At 66.6% G+C, this 19,220-nt stretch carries 19 protein-coding genes; 9 read left to right on the top strand and 10 right to left on the bottom strand.

Annotated elements, in window-relative coordinates; genetic code table 11:
• The first annotated feature begins 156 nt into the window (after nt 1-156).
• From ACCD06_RS10950 to ACCD06_RS10960, 3 genes are read left to right on the top strand one after another with little or no spacing between them, the layout of a single operon-like run.
• The gene (locus ACCD06_RS10950; protein WP_413340626.1) at nt 157-465 is read left to right on the top strand and encodes a succinate dehydrogenase assembly factor 2; all 309 of its coding nucleotides are present in this window, start codon (nt 157-159) and stop codon (nt 463-465) included.
• 59 nt (nt 466-524) lie between these two features.
• Nucleotides 525-4,166, top strand: a complete 3,642-nt coding sequence (gene mfd / locus ACCD06_RS10955; protein WP_413340628.1) for a transcription-repair coupling factor — start codon at nt 525-527, stop codon at nt 4,164-4,166.
• Nucleotide 4,167: 1 nt separating this feature from the next.
• Nucleotides 4,168-5,121 carry an ACT domain-containing protein gene (locus ACCD06_RS10960; protein WP_413340630.1) on the top strand — a complete coding sequence of 318 codons (954 nt, stop codon included), beginning with the start codon at nt 4,168-4,170 and terminating at the stop codon, nt 5,119-5,121.
• Between the two features lie 154 nt (nt 5,122-5,275).
• Here ACCD06_RS10960 and ACCD06_RS10965 read toward each other — a convergent pair whose 3' ends face one another.
• Together ACCD06_RS10965 and ACCD06_RS10970 are read right to left on the bottom strand one after the other, a co-directional pair.
• Nucleotides 5,276-5,473 carry a hypothetical protein gene (locus tag ACCD06_RS10965; protein WP_109073155.1) on the bottom strand — a complete coding sequence of 66 codons (198 nt, stop codon included), beginning with the start codon at nt 5,471-5,473 and terminating at the stop codon, nt 5,276-5,278.
• A gap of 57 nt (nt 5,474-5,530) precedes the next feature.
• Entirely contained in the window at nt 5,531-5,941 is a 411-nt protein-coding gene (locus ACCD06_RS10970) for an HIT domain-containing protein (protein WP_413340632.1), read from the bottom strand.
• A 256-nt stretch (nt 5,942-6,197) separates the two neighbouring features.
• Here ACCD06_RS10970 and ACCD06_RS10975 point away from each other — a divergent pair, with 256 nt between their 5' ends.
• Complete coding sequence (locus tag ACCD06_RS10975; RefSeq protein ID WP_109073153.1) at nt 6,198-8,810, top strand: glycosyltransferase family 2 protein; 2,613 nt, start codon at nt 6,198-6,200, stop codon at nt 8,808-8,810.
• An 88-nt stretch (nt 8,811-8,898) separates the two neighbouring features.
• Nucleotides 8,899-9,474, top strand: coding sequence for a hypothetical protein (locus ACCD06_RS10980; RefSeq protein WP_109073152.1), 576 nt, complete (start codon nt 8,899-8,901; stop codon nt 9,472-9,474).
• A gap of 248 nt (nt 9,475-9,722) precedes the next feature.
• Here ACCD06_RS10980 and recA read toward each other — a convergent pair whose 3' ends face one another.
• The 8 genes from recA to flgB all read right to left on the bottom strand — a co-directional run bounded on the left by recA (nt 9,723) and on the right by flgB (nt 17,099).
• On the bottom strand, nt 9,723-10,802 hold the full coding sequence (recA, locus tag ACCD06_RS10985; RefSeq protein WP_085089587.1) for a recombinase RecA: 1,080 nt from the start codon (nt 10,800-10,802) through the stop codon (nt 9,723-9,725).
• Nucleotides 10,803-10,954: 152 nt separating this feature from the next.
• Nucleotides 10,955-13,501 carry an ATP-binding protein gene (locus tag ACCD06_RS10990; protein ID WP_109073172.1) on the bottom strand — a complete coding sequence of 849 codons (2,547 nt, stop codon included), beginning with the start codon at nt 13,499-13,501 and terminating at the stop codon, nt 10,955-10,957.
• A gap of 130 nt (nt 13,502-13,631) precedes the next feature.
• Nucleotides 13,632-14,708, bottom strand: coding sequence for a flagellar biosynthesis protein FlhB (gene flhB, locus ACCD06_RS10995; RefSeq protein WP_109073151.1), 1,077 nt, complete (start codon nt 14,706-14,708; stop codon nt 13,632-13,634).
• Between the two features lie 13 nt (nt 14,709-14,721).
• A complete protein-coding gene (gene fliR, locus ACCD06_RS11000) occupies nt 14,722-15,492 on the bottom strand; it encodes a flagellar biosynthetic protein FliR (protein WP_109073150.1) in 771 nt (256 codons plus the stop codon).
• Nucleotides 15,489-15,848: a flagellar biosynthetic protein FliQ gene (locus ACCD06_RS11005; protein ID WP_149267524.1), complete on the bottom strand. Its 360-nt coding sequence runs from the start codon at nt 15,846-15,848 to the stop codon at nt 15,489-15,491. The genes fliR and ACCD06_RS11005 overlap by 4 nt, the downstream gene beginning before the upstream one ends.
• A 42-nt stretch (nt 15,849-15,890) precedes the next feature.
• On the bottom strand, nt 15,891-16,190 hold the full coding sequence (fliE, locus tag ACCD06_RS11010; RefSeq protein ID WP_109073148.1) for a flagellar hook-basal body complex protein FliE: 300 nt from the start codon (nt 16,188-16,190) through the stop codon (nt 15,891-15,893).
• 52 nt (nt 16,191-16,242) lie between these two features.
• Entirely contained in the window at nt 16,243-16,653 is a 411-nt protein-coding gene (gene flgC / locus ACCD06_RS11015; protein WP_109073147.1) for a flagellar basal body rod protein FlgC, read from the bottom strand.
• Between the two features lie 41 nt (nt 16,654-16,694).
• Nucleotides 16,695-17,099 carry a flagellar basal body rod protein FlgB gene (gene flgB, locus ACCD06_RS11020; protein ID WP_109150050.1) on the bottom strand — a complete coding sequence of 135 codons (405 nt, stop codon included), beginning with the start codon at nt 17,097-17,099 and terminating at the stop codon, nt 16,695-16,697.
• Nucleotides 17,100-17,293: 194 nt separating this feature from the next.
• On the opposite strand from flgB, the gene ACCD06_RS11025 reads away from it, so the two are divergent.
• The 4 genes from ACCD06_RS11025 to fliP are packed head-to-tail and all read left to right on the top strand — an operon-like array spanning nt 17,294 to nt 19,208.
• Nucleotides 17,294-17,653: an EscU/YscU/HrcU family type III secretion system export apparatus switch protein gene (locus ACCD06_RS11025; protein WP_109073145.1), complete on the top strand. Its 360-nt coding sequence runs from the start codon at nt 17,294-17,296 to the stop codon at nt 17,651-17,653.
• On the top strand, nt 17,650-18,063 hold the full coding sequence (locus tag ACCD06_RS11030) for a hypothetical protein (protein ID WP_413340637.1): 414 nt from the start codon (nt 17,650-17,652) through the stop codon (nt 18,061-18,063). Before ACCD06_RS11025 ends, ACCD06_RS11030 begins: the two co-directional genes overlap by 4 nt.
• A 21-nt stretch (nt 18,064-18,084) precedes the next feature.
• Nucleotides 18,085-18,423 carry a FliO/MopB family protein gene (locus tag ACCD06_RS11035; protein ID WP_413340639.1) on the top strand — a complete coding sequence of 113 codons (339 nt, stop codon included), beginning with the start codon at nt 18,085-18,087 and terminating at the stop codon, nt 18,421-18,423.
• Nucleotides 18,420-19,208, top strand: coding sequence for a flagellar type III secretion system pore protein FliP (fliP, locus tag ACCD06_RS11040; RefSeq protein WP_109073142.1), 789 nt, complete (start codon nt 18,420-18,422; stop codon nt 19,206-19,208). The genes ACCD06_RS11035 and fliP overlap by 4 nt, the downstream gene beginning before the upstream one ends.
• Nucleotides 19,209-19,220: the final 12 nt, after the last annotated feature.

A 19,220-nucleotide genomic window follows, 5' to 3' on the forward strand; every position in this document is an offset into this window, starting at 1 on the left:
GAGCGCAGATAGGACATCAGTTGGCCAGGGTCAAGACGGGGTGCCAAGACGGGCGGCCATGGTTGCATCGCCGCGCCGGCCCGTGCAGGATGGGGTTCCTGAATGGTTCCCCTCTTCGCCGCTGGTGGCGCTGGGGGCTTTCGACGTTGGACAGAAATGACCGAAAACGGTACCGCACCGGCTCCCGAGAAGGCCGAATCGCTTGAGAACCGCCGCAAGCGCCTGCGCTTCCGCTCCTGGCACCGCGGCACGCGCGAGATGGACCTGCTGATGGGCAGCTTCGCCGACGCCCATGTCGGCGACTTCGACCACGCCATGCTCGACCGATTCGAGGCGCTGCTGGAGCTTGGCGATCCCGACCTCTATGACTGGATGTCGGGACGGGAGCCGGTGCCGGCCGAGCATGACAATGACGTGATGCGCCTGTTGACGGCATTCCGTTACACACCACGTCAAGGGTCCTGACGGAGCCGCGGCCAACAAGGCTCCCCGACAAGCACTCCCCTTCTCCGAGGCATCCTCCTTTGGTCAGTTACGATCTCCAGCCCGGCCGCGCCGGCCGTCTCCTGATCGGCGGCGCGCCCGAGGGTCATGACGCCCGCATTCTGGCGGAGCTTGCGCAGAAGGCCGGGGCCTATGGCCTGCTGCATGTGGCGCTGGACGACACGCGCTGTGCCCTGCTGGCGGAGGCGCTGGCCTTCTTCGCGCCGAAGCTGGAGGTGCTGACCTTCCCGGCCTGGGACTGCCTTCCCTACGACCGGGTGTCGCCGAACGGCGGCATCGTCGCCCGCCGCATCGGCACGCTGACCCGTCTGATCGCAAGGCGCGAGGCGGCGTCGAACCGCGACGGGCTGGCGCCGCTGATCGTGTTGACCACCGTCAACGCCGTGGTGCAGAAGGTGCCGCCGCGCAGTGCCTTCAAGAACGCGGTATTCTCGGCCAAGCTGCGCGACCGGATCGACCTGGAGAAGCTGCAGCGCTACCTCGCCGGCAACGGCTACACCCGCGCCCAGACGGTGCGGGAGCCGGGCGAGTTCGCGGTGCGCGGCGGCATCGTCGACCTGTTCCCGCCGGGCACCGAGGAACCGCTGCGCCTCGACCTGTTCGGCGACGAGCTGGAGGGGGTGCGCGCCTTCGATCCCATGACCCAGCGCACCACCGACAAGCGCGACAAAGTCGAGCTGAAGCCAATGTCGGAGGTGTTTCTGGACGAGGCCGGGATCGCCCGTTTCCGCTCAGGCTACCGCGAACTGTTCGGCGCGGTGACCGACGACGATCCGCTTTATGAGGCGATTTCCGCCGGCCGGTCCTATGGCGGGATGGAGCACTGGCTGCCGCTGTTTCATGAGAGCATGGACACGGTGCTGGATTACCTGCCGCGCGGCATCGTCAGCCTGGACCATCAGGCCAACGAGGCCCGCGACGCCCGCATCGCCCAAGTGGTCGATTTCCACGCCTCCCGCGATTCGATGATGACCATCGAGAAGCGGGCGGGTTCGCCGGTCTACAAGCCGGTGCCGGTCGCCTCGATGTTCCTCGATGCCGGCGTCTGGGACGCACTGATGGCGGAGCGCGCGGTGGCGCAGCTCCAGATCTTCTCTACGCCCCCCGGCATCAAGGGCACGGTGGACGCCGGCGGGAAGCGCGGCCACGACTTCGCGGAGGAGCGCAACCGCCCCGACGTGAACGTCTTCGACGCGGTGAAGGACCATATCCGGGCGCTGCGCGCCGACGGGCGGCGGGTGCTGATCGCCGGCTATTCTGCCGGATCGCGCGACCGCCTGTCCAACGTGCTGGCCGACCACGGGATCCCCGGCCTGGAGCCGGCGGAAAGCATGGAGGATGTGCGCCGCTTCGACCGCGGCATCATCGGCACCATCGTGCTGGGGATGGAGCATGGCTTCACCTCCCCCGACCTTGCCGTCATCACCGAACAGGATATCCTCGGCGACCGTCTGGTCCGCCCGGCCAAGAAGAAGCGCAAGGCCGCCAACTTCATCGCCGAGCATTCGGCCCTGCATGAAGGCGACATCGTCGTCCACATGGACCACGGCATCGGCCGCTATGACGGGCTGGAGACGCTGGAGGTCACCGGCGCTCCGCACGACTGCCTGCGCATCATCTACGAGGGCGGCGACAAGCTGTATGTGCCGGTCGAGAACATCGAGGTGCTGTCGCGCTACGGCTCCGAGGACGCCAACGTCCAGCTCGACAAGCTGGGCGGCGCCGGCTGGCAGGGCCGCAAGGCGCGGGTCAAGAAGCGCCTGAAGGACATGGCGGAAGCCCTGCTGAAGATCGCGGCGGAGCGCATGCTGAAGAAGGCCGATCCGGTGCTGACCCCGGAGGGCGTCTATCAGGAGTTCGCCGCCCGCTTCCCCTATCCCGAGACCGACGACCAGTTGAAGGCGATCGAGGACATCTTCACCGACCTCGGCAGCGGCCGGCCGATGGACAGGCTGGTCTGCGGCGACGTCGGATTCGGCAAGACCGAGGTGGCCCTGCGCGCCGCATTCATGGTGGCGATGAGCGGCAAGCAGGTCGCCGTCGTCGTGCCCACCACCCTGCTCGCCCGCCAGCATTTCCGCACCTTCTCGACCCGGTTCAACGGGCTGCCGGTGCGCGTGGTCCAGCTGTCGCGCATGGTCACCGCCCGCGAACAGACGCTGGTCAAGAAGGAACTGGCGGAGGGCACGGCCGACATCGTGGTCGGCACCCATGCCCTGCTCGCCAAGGGTCTCGACTTCAAGCGGCTCGGCATGGTCATCGTCGACGAGGAGCAGCATTTCGGGGTGAAGCAGAAGGAGCGGCTGAAGGAACTGCGCGCCGACATCCACGTGCTGACGCTGACCGCCACGCCGATCCCACGCACGCTGCAGATGGCGCTGTCCGGCGTGCGCGAACTGTCGCTGATCGCCACGCCGCCGGTCGACCGGCTGGCGGTTCGCACCTTTGTCCTGCCCTATGACCCGGTGGTGATCCGCGAGGCGATCCTGCGCGAACATTACCGCGGCGGTCAGACCTTCTATGTCTGCCCACGCATCGAGGATCTGGCGAAGGTCGCCGAGCGGGTGCGCGATCTGGTGCCGGAGGTGAAGATCGTCACCGCCCACGGCCAGATGCCGGCCAGCGAGCTGGAAGACGTGATGACCGCCTTCGACGAGGGCAAGTTCGAGGTTCTGCTCGCCACCAACATCATTGAAAGCGGCCTGGACATTCCCAACGCCAACACGCTGATCGTCCACCGCGCCGACCTGTTCGGGCTGGCCCAGCTCTACCAGATCCGCGGCCGCGTCGGCCGGTCGAAGAAGCGCGGCTATGCCTATCTGACCTATGCCCCGAACAAGCCGCTGAACGCCACCGCCCAGCAGCGCCTGCACGTCATCGAGACGCTGGACAGCCTGGGCGCCGGCTTCCAGTTGGCGAGCCACGACATGGACATCCGCGGCGCCGGCAACCTGCTGGGCGAGGAGCAGTCGGGTCAGGTGCGCGAGGTCGGTGTCGAGCTTTACCAGCAGATGCTGGAGGAGGCGGTCGCCAACGCCCGCGCCGCCATGCAGGAGGGTGCCGTCGCTGCTGCGGCGGCGCAGGAATGGGTGCCGCAGATCAACCTCGGCACGCCGGTGCTGATCCCGGAAAGCTACGTCCCCGACCTGACGGTGCGTCTGTCGCTCTACCGCCGCATCGCCGATCTGGTCGACCGGGCCGAGGTGGACGGCTTCGCCGCCGAACTGATCGATCGCTTCGGCAAGCTGCCCGAGGAGGTCGAGAACCTGCTGGACGTCGTCACCATCAAGCGCTGGTGCAAACAGGCCAACATCGACCGGGTCGATGCCGGGCCGAAGGGGCTGGTCCTGGCCTTCCACGACAATTTCTATGCCGAGCCGGCCAAGCTGCTGACCTACATCGCCCAGCATCTGACGTTGATGAAGCTGCGGCCGGACCACAAGCTGGTCTATATCCGCGAATGGCCCGACCCGCAGGCCCGCGTGCGCAGCGTGCAGAAGCTGGTGAAGGATCTGGCGGAGATGGCGTCGGGCGGCGGCGTGCCGCGTGGCGAAACCCCGCCGCCGCCCCCTCCCCCGCCGCCGCCCAAGCCGACCGGCGCCAAGATCGCCTCGCGTTTCGGCACGCCGTCGCGCTTCGGCCGCCCGACCGGACGGCGCTGAAATGGATGAACTGATTCGGAACGCCTCGCTCGCCCGCCGGCTGGCGATTGGCGACCGGCGGACGGTGGGCGACGCCCCTTCCGTCGCCGACGAGGTGTCGGCCGACCGCGGCAAGCTGGCGGAGCTGGTCGGCTGCCTGTTCGACCGCAACGCCAGCGTGCGCATGCGCGCCGCCGACGCGCTGGAACGGGTGTCGCGCGGCAATCCCGGCTGGCTCGACCCTTATGTCGAACATCTGCTGACCGACGCCGTCGCCATCGAGCAGGCGGAGGTGCGCTGGCACCTTGCCCAGATCGTGCCGCGCCTGACCATGACGGAGGAGCAGCGCCACCGCGCCGCCGTCCTGCTGGCCGACTGGTTCGAGAACAGCCCCAGCCGCATCGTCCAGACCAGTGCGTTGCAGGCGGTGGTCGATCTGGCCGAGTCGGACGCCGGCCTGCGCGCCACCTCGGCGGAGATGCTGGGCCGCGCCATGCGCTCCGGCGTGCCGTCGCTGGCCGCCCGCGCCCGCCGCATCCTGAAGCCCTTCGAGGTGGACGAGGCGACGCTGACCGCCGCCCTGGTGCGCGAGCAGACCGGTTTGACCCTGACGATCCTGCCCGACCGTCTGGCGGTGGCGCAGCTTCCGCCCGGCAGCGGCCTGCCGGACTGGCTCGACTGGACCGACCCGCTGATCGGCGCCACCCGGACGGGCGAGGAACTGTCGATCCTCTGCCGCGAGGATCGGGTGCCCGAGGGCGTCAAAGCCGAACGCGGCTGGCGCGCCTTCCGGGTGGAGGGGGTGGTGGATTTCACCCTGTTCGGCATTCTGGCCCGCATCGCCGTGCCGCTGGCCCAGGCGCACCTGCCGATCTTCGCGATTTCCACCTACAACACCGATTATGTGCTGGTCCGCGCCGACGATCTGGACAAGGCGGCGGACGTGCTGGCGCTGAGTTGCACGGTGAAGCGGTAGGACGCGCGCCGACGCCACTTGCCCCCTCCCCATCCCTCCCCCGCTAACGCGGGAGAGGGGGCATGACGCTTGTCAGAGTAACTGAAATGCAGAGCAGAGGAGTTCCCTCTCCCTCGAAGAGGGGGAGGGTTAGGGAAGGGGCAAAACTTTTCCTTTAAGTCCCGCCGCCCTCACGCTGGCTCCGCTCGATGATCTCCTCCCGCTCTCCCATCTCCTCCCACTTCTGCTGAACGGGCTTGTCGGGATCGCCCGACGCCTTGCCGGTCTTGTCGACCAGCTTGTCCTCGATTCGCTGGGCGGCGTCCGACGGCGCGTCGGAGGTCACGGATTTGGAGCGGTCCTGGTCGGCCATGACGGCGGTCTCCCGAAAAGATGGTTGACCACCAAAACACTCACGGCCCGACAAAGTTCACGGCGTCGATCGGAACGCCTCGGCCAGTCGGTCCACCAGGGCATCGGCCTCCGCCGCCTCATACGGTTCGGCATGGCCGGACCCCCACACCGGACCCGGCCATGCCGGATCTCCCCGCGTCCGCCCGATCACATGGACATGCAGCTGCGGCACCATGTTGCCCAGCGCCCCGACATTCATCTTGTCCGGTGCAAACAGCCGCTCCACCACGCGGGACGCCTGCGCGATCTCGCGCATCAGCGCCGCCTGATCGACTTCCTCCAGCCGGTGGATCTCCACGGCCCCCTCGCGCATCGGCACCAGGATCAGCCAGGGCCACAGCCGGTTGTTCATCAGCAGCACCCGGCACAGCCCCAGATCGGTCACAGGGCGGGTGTCGGCCCGTAGCCGTTCGTTAAGGGAAAACATGCTTCACTCCATTCATGGCCTGCGCCGGGTGCCGCCGGAGGAATAAACCGGTGGCTGCCCTGTTATAGCCGGCAGTGGCGGGGCAACCGCGAAGCTTGTATAGATTGCCGTGCGCGCCGGGCATACGGCGCAGCGGTATTCGTTGGACGATTGTAGAGTTCGGTCCGAGGACATGGTCGGGGCGGCAACGGTCCCCTTGCGCCATATCCACGGGCCGTATCCATGTTTTCTGGTGCGGCGAGCGAGAACGACCCACATGCGCAAATCGGCCTTTGCGGTTCTGATCCTGGTGATCCTCGGCAACATCGCCTTCTGGGCGCTGTGGAACCGACCGGTGGACGAGCGGTCCTGGGCGGGCGCCATCACCGGCGTCGCCTATACCCCCTTCCACTCGGACAAGAGCCCGTCGAAGGGCGACAAGGCGTCCGCCGAGGACATCGAACAGGACATGGACGCGCTGGAAGGCGCGGTAAAGGCCGTCCGGACCTATTCGACCACCGACGGCTCCGAAATGGTGGCGGCCATTGCCGCCAAGCACGGGCTGCCGGTCACCGCCGGCGCCTGGACGACCGGCAAGCCGGAGATCGACGAGCCCGAACTGGCCGGCCTGATCAAGCTGGCCCGCGCCAACAGCAACGTGCGCCGCGTCCTGGTCGGCAACGAGGCGATCCTGCGCGCGGACCTGACCGTCCCGCAGGCCATCGAGTACATCAAGCGGGTGAAGAAGAAGGTCAACGTCCCGGTCTCCATCGCCGAGCCGTGGCACGTCTGGCTGAAGAATCCCGAATTGGCCGACGCGGTCGACTTCCTCGCCGTCCATCTGCTGCCCTATTGGGAAGGCGTGCCGGTCGACCAGTCGGTCGATTACGCCATGTTCCGCTACAACGAGCTGAAGGCGAAGTTCCCGAACAAACACATCCTGATCGGCGAGATCGGCTGGCCGGCCGACGGACCGTGGCGCCGGGGCGCCGAGGCCAGCCAGGTCAATCAGGCCAAGTTCATCCGCAACTTCCTGAACGTCGCTGCCCAGAACAAGCTCGACTACTTCATCATGGAGGCCTTCGACCAGCCGTGGAAGCGGGAGATCGAGGGCACCGCCGGCACCAGCTGGGGCCTGTGGGACTATCAGCGCAACCCGAAGTTCCCGATGATCGGCGGGGTGCACGAGGTCCGCAACTGGGAGATCAAGTGCGCCACCGCCATCGCGCTGGGCTTCCTGCCGCTGGTGTTCTTCCTGTGGCGCCGCAGCGACCTGAAGATCGGCGGCCAGATCTTCTACGGCGCGCTGATCCAGGCGGTGGCCTCCGTCCTTGTCTTCACCGTCAGCGCGGCATCCGCCGCCGGTCTCGCGCTCACCACCGAAATCGCCTGGGGCCTGCTGATCTTCTGCCAGCTGGTGCTGTTCGCGGTCATGCTGATCGACGGCATGGAGCTGACGGAGGTCGTCTGGCAGCACAAGTTCAAGCGCAAGTTCATCCCCTGCTCCGCCGCCCCGCTGCCCAATGCGGCTAAGGTGTCGATCCATGTGCCCTGCTACAACGAGCCGCCGCACATGGTCATGCAGACTCTGGACGCGCTGGCCAACCTCGATTACCCCAACTACGAAGTCCTGCTGCTGGACAACAACACCAAGGACCCGGCCGTCTGGCGTCCGATCGAGGAATACTGCAAGAAGCTGGGGCCGAAGTTCCGCTTCTTCCATCTCGACAACTGGCCGGGCTTCAAGGCCGGTGCGCTGAATTTCGGTCTGGCGCAGACCGCCCCCGACGCCGAACACATCGCCGTCATCGACAGCGACTATCAGGTCCATCCCGATTGGCTGAAGGCGACCATCCCGCACTTCAATCGGCCGGAGGTCGGCTTCGTCCAGTCGCCGCAGGACTATCGCGAGTGGGAACACGACCTGTTCCAGCGCATGACCAACTGGGAATATGCCGGTTTCTTCCACATCGGCATGATCCAGCGGAACGAGCGCAACGCGATCATCCAGCACGGCACCATGACCATCATCCGCAAGTCGGCCCTGGAAAAGGTCGGCCGCTGGGGCGAGTGGTGCATCACCGAGGACGCAGACCTCGGCCTGCGCCTGTTCGAGCATGGCTATGAGGCCGTCTATATGCCGGAAAGCTACGGCAAGGGCCTGGTTCCCGACAGCTTCTCCGCCTACAAGACGCAGCGGTTCCGCTGGGCCTATGGCGCCGTGCAGATCCTGAAGCACCATTGGCGCCAGCTGTCGCCGGGCGCGAAGGAGCTGACGGCCGGCCAGAAGTACCATTTCATCACCGGCTGGCTGCCCTGGTTCGCCGACGCCGCCCACATGATCTTCGGCATCGCCGGCATCATTTGGTCCATCGGCCTGATGGCTTTCCCCAAGTACTTCGAGTTCCCGCCGAACGTCTTCATGATCCCGACGCTCAGCGTCTTCGCCTTCAAGGTCGGCGCTTCGCTCTGGCTCTACGAGGCGCGGGTGAAGTGCGGCTTCTGGGACAAGGTCGGGGCGGCGGTGGCCGGCATGGCGCTGACCCATACGGTCGGCCGCGCCATGTGGCTGGGCATCTTCACCTCCGGCCGGCCCTTCGTCCGTACGCCGAAGTGCGAGAACCAGCCGGCGCTGATGCAGGCCTTCCTGATGGCGCGGGAGGAGTTGGTGCTGCTGGTGTCGCTGTGGGGTGCGGCGCTGGCCATCGTCATGGTCTTCGGCCACGAGAACCGCGACGCCTTCATGTGGTCGGGCCTGCTGGTGGTGCAGTCGCTGCCCTATCTGGCGGCCTTCATCACCGCGCTGATCAACGTCTTCCCCACCATCGGCTTCGGCAAGAGCAAGCCGGAAGCCGCCGACGGCGCCGTGAGTGCCGGGGCCGGCGACTGACCAATGGGGGCCGGCGCTTTCGAATTGACGAAAGCGCCGGCTCTGCCAGACTTGACCGCCAGGGAGAACCAAACCCGGGAGGCGGCTCATGTCCGGCAATCTCACCTCCGGGCGCGGCATCGGCCCGCCGGAGTTCAGCGTCCGCACCACTGCAGGCGTCGAGCGGAGCGGCAACGCCACCGACCGCAACAGCCGCCGCAACCCCCGCCAGGAACGGCACGACCGCGAGCAGGAGCGGCGCGACCACAACCCGCCCAACCCGCAGCGCCGCCGCCTCTATGACCTTCTGTTCGACGAGGTCGACCAGTTCGACGGGTTGGACGAGCGTCAGCGGACAAGGCTGAAGGACAATCTCCGGAGCCATCTGTCCAGCCGAGCACCGCCACCTCCGGCCGCTCCACCCCCGGTCCACCATGACGAAGAGGCGCTGGCCGAAGCCCTGCTGAAGGATCCGGCGGCAGAGGTCCCCGTCGATCCGGAGCACATCGTCCAGGCTGCAATCGCCGCCGCACCGGAGATGGATCCGGAAACCGCGCGGCTGGCCGAACAACTGCGCGACTGCCTATCCCGCAACAGCGACCGCGCGCGCAAGGTGGCGGTCTACCTGCACCTGCTGCTGACGCTGGAGGGAGCCTTCCGGCCGCATATGGTGGTGGATGTGTAGGTGTGGCGTTGGTGAGGTGTTGGCTGGCTGATGCCCCCTCCCCATCCCTCCCCCTCTTCGAGGGAGAGGGGGCAGGACGCTTGGCGACGTAGGTTATTCGTGAAGCCGCGGAGTTCCCTCTCCCACCGAAGGTGGGGGAGGGTTAGGGAGGGGGCATTTGCCTTCCGCAACTCCATACCCCCCAAACAGAAAAGCCCCGCCTCCCTTGCGGAAGGCGGGGCTTTTCAACCCACATACCCTACTAAGCCTCACTCCGGAGTGGAGGCTTCGCCGTCGGCTTCCGGGGTGCCCATCATCGCATCGGCGACCAGACCGGCGTTGCCGCGGATCTTGGCCTCGATCGCGTCGGCCATCTCGGGGTTGTTGCGCAGATAGGTCTTGGCGTTCTCGCGACCCTGGCCGATGCGGGTGCCGTCATAGCTGAACCACGCGCCCGACTTGTCAACCACGCCGGCCTGGATGCCGAGGTCGAGCAGTTCGCCCACCTTCGACACGCCCTCGCCGTACATGATGTCGAACTCGACCACGCGGAACGGCGGGGCCATCTTGTTCTTCACCACCTTGACGCGGGTCTGGTTGCCGACGACGGTGTCGCGGTCCTTGATCGAGCCGATGCGGCGGATGTCGAGGCGAACGGAGGCGTAGAACTTCAGCGCGTTGCCGCCGGTCGTCGTCTCCGGGTTGCCGAACATCACGCCGATCTTCAGGCGGATCTGGTTGATGAAGATCACCAGGCAGTTCGACTTGGAGATGGAGCCGGTCAGCTTGCGCAGAGCCTGGCTCATCAGACGGGCGTGCAGGCCGACATGGCTGTCGCCCATCTCGCCTTCCAGTTCGGCGCGCGGCACCAGCGCGGCGACCGAGTCGACCACCAGCACGTCGATGGCGCCGGAGCGCACCAGCGTGTCGGCGATCTCCAGCGCCTGCTCGCCGGCGTCCGGCTGGGAGATCAGCAACTCGTCGATGTTGACGCCCAGCTTGCGGGCATAGGACGGGTCGAGCGCGTGCTCCGCATCGACGAAGGCGCAGGTGCCGCCGGCCTTCTGGGCCTGGGCGATGGCGTGCAGCGCCAGCGTGGTCTTGCCCGAGCTTTCCGGCCCGTAGATTTCGATGATGCGGCCCTTCGGCAGGCCACCGATGCCCAGCGCGATATCGAGACCCAGGGAGCCGGTGGAGATGACCTCCGTCTCGACCAAGTTCTCACGGGCGCCAAGCTTCATGATCGAGCCCTTGCCGAACGCGCGTTCGATCTGGCTCAGGGCGGCATCGAGCGCCTTCTGCTTGTCCATGGAATCCTTCTCGACCAAACGAAGCTGTGCGGACGACATGCCCGGTACCCCTCTCTTAGAACACACGGTCGGCGCTCTTGCAACGAGGCTGAATGTACTCTCTTCGTTCTCGTTTGCAAGGACTGATGTTGCCTGTGTGTTCCTATTTTACGGGGTATGTCCGGGCATACCGTTGCGGGCGGAGTCGCCCCTCATCGACCGTCACGGATGACCTCCTTCACCTTGGAGGCCAGCTGCTTCAGCGAGAAGGGTTTGGGCAGGAAATGGGCGACTTCGACGCCGTCGATCTCGCCCAGACGGTCCTCGGCATAGCCGGAGATGAAGATCACCCGCATTTCCGGGCGCAGCTTGCGGACATGGCGGGCGAGCGTCGGGCCATCCATCTGCGGCATCACCACGTCGGTGATCAGCAGGTCGATGGAAGCGCCGTTGGTCTCGATCTGCTGCAGCGCCGCCTCGCCGTTCTTGGCCTCCAGCACCTGATAGCCCTTGTTGCGGAGCGCACGGGCGGAGAAGACGCGCACGGCGTCCTCGTCCTCCACCAGCAGAATGGTGCCGGTGCCGGTCAGGTCGCTGCCGCGCCGCTCGCGCGGTTCGGCGGTATCGACCGGGCGCAGTTCGCCCTGGTGGTGCGGCAGCAGGATGGTGAAGGTCGTCCCCTCCCCCACCGCCGAATCGACCAGCACGAAGCCGCCGGTCTGCCGGACGATGCCGTACACCGTCGACAGGCCGAGCCCGGTACCCGACCCGACCTCCTTGGTCGTGTAGAAGGGCTCGAAGATGCGCTGCAGATTCTCCCGCGCGATGCCGCAGCCGGTGTCGATCACCTCAATGGAGACATAGCTGCCGGGCGGGATCGTCTCATGCTCCCGCCGTTCCGGCTGGCTGACGACGTAGTTGGTGGTGTTGATGGTCAGCTTGCCGCCGCCGGCCATGGCGTCGCGGGCATTGACCACGAGGTTGATGATGACCTGCTCCAGCTGGTTCTGGTCGACCTTGACCAGCCCCAGGTCGCGGCCGTGGATCATCTTCAGTTCGATGTTCTCGCCGATCAGCCGGCGCAGCAGGTTCGCCAATTCGGCCAGCACGTCGGTTACGTTGATGACGCGCGGCTGCAAGGTCTGCTGGCGCGAGAAGGCCAGCAGCTGCCGCACGAGGTTGGCGGCGCGGTTGGCGTTCTGCTTGATCTGCATGATGTCGCTGAAGGACTGGTCGCCCGGCTTGTGCCGCAGAAGCAGCAGATCGCAGAAGCCGATCATCGCCGTCAGCAGATTGTTGAAGTCATGGGCCACGCCGCCGGCCAACTGGCCGACCGCCTGCATCTTCTGCGACTGGGCGAACTGCGCCTCCAGACTCTTGCGCTCGGTCATGTCGATGAAGTGCAGGATCAGGCCGACCCCATCCGCCCGACTGCCATCCGCCTTTCCGCCATCCGTGCGGCTATCCGTCCGTACCGGGTTGGCGAGGCGCCGGGCATAGAGCTGGGCCGTCAGTTCCCGCCCGCCGGACAGCCGCACCTCCAGAGGGTGGGCAGGGTCGGCGCCGCCCTGCACGGATTTCAGCCGCGCGGTCACCGCCTCGCGCTCCGCCGGGACGATCAGGTCGGCCATCGGGCGGTTGATGACGCTGCCGGCCTCGCTGCCGATCAGCGCCAGGAAGGCCTCGTTGCATTCGGTCAGCTGGCCGGTCTCGTTGACCAGGGCGATCCCGATCGGCGCGTCTTCGAAAAAGCGCTGGAAGCGCTGTTCGGACTGGCGCAGGGCCTCCTGCCATTCCCGTTCGGGCGACAGGTCGCGCACGACCGACCGGGTGTGGATGGTGCCGTCGTCGGCCCGCACCACGCTCTGCGCCACAGCAACCTGGAAACGCCGGCCGCGCAGCCCCACCATGGTCAGTTCGCCGCGCTGCTCGCCGCCACCGTGATCGAACAGGTCGAAGGGGGCCGCGGAGACCGGGGGTACGGCCAGGATGCCGTGCAGCCGCGATTCGCCGTCGGTCAGATCGCCGGGTGCCGCCTCCAGCCATTGCGCCAGTGTGGCGTTGACGAACAGGAAGTGGCCGTTCTGATCGACCGAGAAGAAGCCGACCGGCGCATGCTCCATGAAGTCGGCCAGCTTGGCCTGCTCGCGCAGCATGACATGCTCAAGCTCCCACCGCGCGGTGATGTCCTCGATCCGCCAATGGACGGAACCGGGGAAGCCGGCGACCGGCTGCCCCTGCACCTTGCGCCATTCCGGCGGGCGGTTGTCCAGCGCCGGGATCGCCAGCTCGGCCGAAGCGGCGGCACCGGCCCTCACCCGCTCGCGCAGGCGGCGGAATTCACGCGCGCTGTCGGGGTCGCCGGAAAACTGGCGCGCCAGGGCGTCCAGCGGCCGTTCGCCGCGGCGCCAGCCCGCGAGTTCGCGGAAGGCGGCATTGACGAACACCACCTCGTCGGCCCCGTCGCAGACCAACTGCCCGGCCGGCATCCCTTCCAGCGCCCCGCTCAGCAGCGCGCCGATCCGCGCCGACCGCCGCACCACCGACACGCTTCGGCCGATCAGCAGCGCCACGCCCGCCGCCGCCAGCCCGGCGCCCAGCCAGCCGACTTCGTCGCGGTCCAGCAGCAGGCCGGCGGCCAGCACCAGCAGCCCGGCCGGCGCCAGCGCATATTGGATGAGCATCAGCACTCCGCCGGACGACGCCCGGTGGTTCGCTGCATTGCGTGCGGTGTCGGCAAGGGAAGTTGTGTCGTCCACCAATACTCCAAACCCCACACGGTCTTCCTGGGAGTTGCCCCGGACCGGATGTTACCGGCCGGGCATCTCCATCACGCCACCTGCGATGGTCGGCCGCTCCACCGGCCCCGTCAACCGTTACGGAGCCGGATCAGTTGCGCAGCGCCCGCCCTTTGAGCTTGAAGACATAGGTAATGACTTCGGCGACCGCCCGATAGTGCTCGGACGGAACTTCTTCGTCGATATCGCAAGCGGCATAGAGCGCACGGGCGAGGGGCGGGTTTTCTATGACCGGAACATTGTTCGATTCGGCGATCTCGCGAATCTTGAAGGCGACCTGGTCGACGCCCTTCGCCAGGACCATCGGCGCGCCCATCTGGGTCGGGTCGTATTTCAGCGCGACCGCGAAGTGGGTCGGGTTGGTGACCACCACGTCGGCGTTCGGCACCGCGGCCATCATGCGCTTGCGCGCACGCTCGAACCGGATCTGCCGGATGCGGCCCTTGACGACGGGATCGCCTTCCTGCTGCTTGTGCTCGTCCTTCACCTCCTGCTTGGTCATCTTCATCTTCTTGTCGAACTGCTGCTTCTGCCACAGGAAGTCCCCGGCGGCGATGAAGGTGAGGACCACCAGGACCCAGATCAGCAGCCGGTGGGCCAGCCCGTCCATCTGCAGCAGCATGGTGACGATGTCGATGCCGATATAGGCCTCGATTCCGCCGAACATCGGCACGAGCGCCATGTAGGCGACGCCACCGACCACCGCCAGCTTGACGATGCTCTTCAGCAGTTCCACCCCCTGGTTGGCCTTGAACATGTTCATCAGGCCGGGCAGCGGGTTCAGCTTGCTGAACTTCGGGGAGATCAGTTCCCAGGAGACGTGGAAACCGGTCTGCCCGATGGTCGACACCACGCCCGCCACCACGAACAGCAGGATGGGCAGCCACAGCGCCCACATGACGTCGCGCATCACCCGGAACAGCAGCGCGCCGACCCCGGCCCTGTCGAAGGTGAACTGGTCCAGATTCTCGAAATAGTAATTCAGCCGGAACACCAGCCCCTTCAGGGTGCCGGGGAGGATGGAGACCAGCACCACCAGCATCGCCGCGACCATCAACCAGTTCGCGGCCTCGCGGGTCATCGCGAACTGGCCCTGTTTGTGGGCCTCGTCGAGTTTCTTGGATGTCGGGTCCTCTGTTTTGGAGGACTCGTCCGCCTCTTCCGACACGGGCGTCCCCCCTCTACAGCGGCTTCAGGAATTCGATGAAGGTCGATTCGAAGCGCGACAGCCAGAACAGCATCATCGCGCCCAGCGTCAAAGCGAACATGAACAGACCCAGCAGCACCTGGACCGAGGTGAACAGCTGGAACACCTGCACCTGCGGCGCCAGCTTGTTCAGCAATCCCAGCGCCAGCGCGAACAGCATGCCGGTGATCAGGAAGGGGGCGGACATCTGCACCCCCAACATGAAGCTTTTCGACACCAGCTGCCCGACCACGTTCGCCATGTCGTCGATCGGGATCGCCGCCCCCGGCGTGAAGGTGGCGTAGCTGTCGACCACCGCCATGATCAGCAGATGATGCAGGTCGGTGACGAAAATCAGAAGCAGCCCCAGCCAGCCCATCAGCGAGCCGGGCAGAGAACCCGACGTCGCCAGCGCCGGGTTGAAGATCTGCGCGTTGGCGAGGCCGCTCTGCAGGCTGATGATGGTGCCGGCCACCTCCAGCGCGCCCATCAGCAGCCGGGCGATGGTGCCGAGGAAAATCCCCACCGTCATCTCGCCGGCGGCCAGCACCATCAGTTGGAACGGACTGCCGGGCATCGGCGGCAGCATCGGCCGGATCGCCGGCGCCACCAGCGTGCTGACCGCCAGGGCGAACAGCAGGCGCATGCGGGTGGGAACAAAGGCATCGCCGATGGTCGGCATCACGCTGAAGGCGGTGCCGACCCGCATGAAGACCAACATCCAGACGAAGATCTGCTCGCCCAGAAGCTGCTGCAGGACGTTCATTGGCCCGCCGCGGCCGCGGTCGGCGCCGGGGGCGGTGTCACGCCGGTGCCGGGCGTGAAGGGCGCGCCACCATTGTCGGTGGCGCCGACGCCGATCGCGACGATGCGGTCGGCGACCTCATGTTCAAAGAAGTCGGTCAGCTTGCCCAGCATGAAGGGCATCAGCAGAATGCTGAGACCGAAGACCAGCAGCACCTTCGGCACCATGGCGAGGGTCTGCTCGCTGATCTGGGTAACCGCCTGGAAGATGGAGATGACGGTGCCGACCGCCATCATGATGACCAGAATCGGCCCGCAGACCATCACCAGCGTGACGATGGACGTGCGGCAGAGTTCGATGACTTCGGTCTCGTTCATGACGACTGGTTCAGAACGGCGGAGGGTGCGAAACGGACGCCGTCACATCGGCATGCGCAGGATTTCCTGATAGGCGTTCAGCACCTTGTCGCGCACGGCGGTGACGGTCTGCAGCGTCACCTCGGCATTGGTCACGGCCTGGACGACGTCGTTCAGGTCCGCCTTGCCGACGGCTGCCATGGCCGACATGTCCTCGCTCTTCTTCAGGGTGCCGATGCTTTCCTTGGCCGCCTGTTCCAGCACGTCGCCGAAGGAGAGGCCGTCGCGCGCGGCCATGCCGGGGCCGGTCGTCTTGGCGGCGGTGGTGGCGTAGGCCGCGGCGGCGTTCAGCGGATTGATCATGGCGGCGATTCCGGTCGGTCGGGAGGTTCAGGGGCGTTTGCGCGGGACGAGATCAGGCGCGCAGGATGTCGATGGTGCGGGTCAGCATCTGGCGCGCGGTGTCGATGGCCGACAGGTTGGCTTCATAGCTGCGCTGGGCCTCGCGCATGTCCATCGCCTCGACCACCGAATTGACGTTCGGCATCAGCACATAGCCGTCGGCGTCGGCCGACGGGTGGGAGGGATCGTAGCGGCGCTGGAAATCGCTCTTGTCCACATCGACCTTGGCGACGCGGACCTTGTCGACGTCCATCGCGCGGTCCAGCTCGTTCTTGAAGATGACCGTCTTGCGGCGGTAGGGCAGATCGCCCGGCGTTTCCGCGGTGGTGTTGGCGTTCGCCAGATTCTCCGAGATGACCTTCAGGCGCGTGCCCTGCGCCTTCATGCCGGAGGCGGAAACCGCCATCGACTTGTAGAGATCCATCGCACCGCCTCCTCAAAAACCCGCCGGCAAATCCAAGCCGATCAACTGCCCGAGCGGATCGCCGACTTGATCATCGCCACCTGCTTTTTGTACAGGTTGGTGATGGTCTGGTAATCCATCGAATTCTGGCTCATCCGCATCATCTGGTCTTCCAGGACGACGTTGTTGCCGTCCGGCGCCGTCTCGTACGGATCACGCACCTTCTGTTCCTGCGCCATGCCGCCGGGACCGCGGGTGCCGGCCAGATGGGACGCGTTGGTCGCCACCGGGGTCAGCCGCCGGCTGTCGCCAAGGGCGTCGCGGAAGGTGAAGGGCTTCAGGTCGCGGCCCTTGTACTCCGGCGTGTCGGCGTTGGCGATGTTCTGCGAGATGACTTCCTGACGCTGGGTCAGCCAGTCCATCTTGCGCGACATCAGTTTGAAGATGCCGAGATTACCGAGGTCCATGGCCCTGATCCCGCCCCAATGCCGCCGAACGCTGCCCAGGCCGGGCATCGTCACAGCCTCCGATGGTCGCCCGTTTGCGTTAACGAAGGATGAATCCCTGCAGGTGGAACCGCGCAGACACCCCGCCTTTACAGTTCGTTAAGCCTACCGGTCCAGGATGCGGCGCAGGAAGGACCCTTCGATAAGGCCGCCTGTTGTCCGCGCAAGCCCGCCCTCCCGCCTCACCGCCAGCCGGCAAAAGGCCGTCCCCTGCCCGGCGGCCGGTCGCGGTTGCGCTGAAATACCAATTGGGGACGGAGACGCTGCCGCGGATCGTCGCCACCGGCAAGGGCACGGTGGCGGAGCAGATCCTGGAGGTTGCCTTCGCCAACGGCGTTAAGGTGCGCGAGGACGCCGATCTGGTCGAGATCCTGTCCGCCATCGAGGTCGACAGCGACATCCCCGTCGAGGCCATCGCCGCGGTGGCGGAAATTCTCGCTTATGTCTACCGCGCCAACGGCACGATGCCGTCGGAGCCGCACTCCGAGGACATCGTCGAGGAGGACAAGCCGTGACCCGTCCGCCAACCGCCTCCCCTTCGCCCGAAAGCACCGAGTCGGCCGGCCGGATTGCGGACCGGGCGGTGGCTCTGGGTGCAACGCTCGACGATGCGCGCGCGCAGGCCGAGGCCGGGGTGCTGATCGACCTCGCCGGGCTGGAGGAGCGCGTCGCCCATCTTTGCCTCGCCGCCGAAGCCCTGCCGCGGGGGGAGGCGCGGACCCTGCTCGGCCCGCTCGGCGATCTGGTTGCGGCGCTGGCGCCGCTGGCCGCCGCGCTGACCGACCAGCAGGCCCGGCGGGAGGAAACCATCGCCGCCGCGCTGGCCGGTCGCGACGATCCGCACACCGCCCGTCAGCGCGCCGTCGCCGCCTATGGCCGCAACGGCGCCCCGGCCGCTCCGGGCCGTCCCGACGATACGCCCTGATACAGAAAGCCTGCCGTTTCCATGGATCTCGACCAGTATATCCGTTTCCTGATGGCGCTCGTCTTCGTAGTGGCGCTCATCATGGTCGTCGCCTGGGTGATGCGCCGGGTCGGCATGGCCGGCGGCACCGTGCGCGGACGCGCCCGCCAGCGCCGGCTGAGCGTGGTGGAGGCGCTGCCGATCGACGCCAAGCGGCGGCTGATCCTGGTCCGCCGCGACGACCGCGAGCATCTGATCCTGCTGAGCGCCAACGGCGACCTGCTGGTTGACAGCGCCCCCGCCGGGGGATTCGACACGGCGCTCGCGGGAACGGCGGATGCCCCCGCCGCGTCCGCACCGGCCGGGAGCCCGCCGCGATGACGGGAGCCGTCCTGAGGCGCGTGGGATCCTGGTGGAAGCCGGCAGCCGCCGGGCTGGCGCTGGCGCTCGTTGTGGGCGTGGTGCTGGGATTGAGCGCCGGGCCGGCGCTGGCGCAGAGCCTGACCTTCGACCTGGGCGACGCCGGCGGCACCGCCACCGGCCGCATCGTCCAGACCATCGGCCTGATCACGGTGCTGTCGCTGGCGCCGTCAATCCTCATCATGATGACGGCCTTCACCCGCATCGTCATCGTGCTGTCCTTCCTGCGCAATGCGCTGGGCGTGCAGCAGGTGCCGCCGACCACGGTGATGATGTCGCTGGCGCTGTTCCTGACCTTCTTCGTCATGGCCCCGGTGTTCGAGCGCAGCTACACCCAGGGCATCCAGCCGCTGATGAACCAGGAAATCGACGAGATGGAGGCGTTCCGCCGCACGGTGGCGCCCTTGCGCGATTTCATGCTGCATCACACCAGCGAGAAGGACCTGCGCCTGTTCATGGACATGGCCCGCCTGCAGAATGTGCAGGAGCCGAACGACATGCCGCTGCACGTCCTGGTCCCGGCCTTCATGATCTCGGAGATCAAGCGCGGGTTCGAGATCGGCTTCCTGCTGTTCCTGCCCTTCCTCATCATCGACATGGTGGTGTCGTCCATCCTGATGTCGATGGGCATGATGATGCTGCCGCCGACCATGGTCGCCATCCCGTTCAAGATCATCTTCTTCGTGCTGGTCGACGGGTGGTACCTGATCGCCGGATCGCTGGCGCGCAGCTTCGGCACTCTCTGAAATTGCGCGCAT

Source organism: Azospirillum sp. CT11-132, from assembly GCF_047302835.1.
Lineage (GTDB): Bacteria > Pseudomonadota > Alphaproteobacteria > Azospirillales > Azospirillaceae > Azospirillum.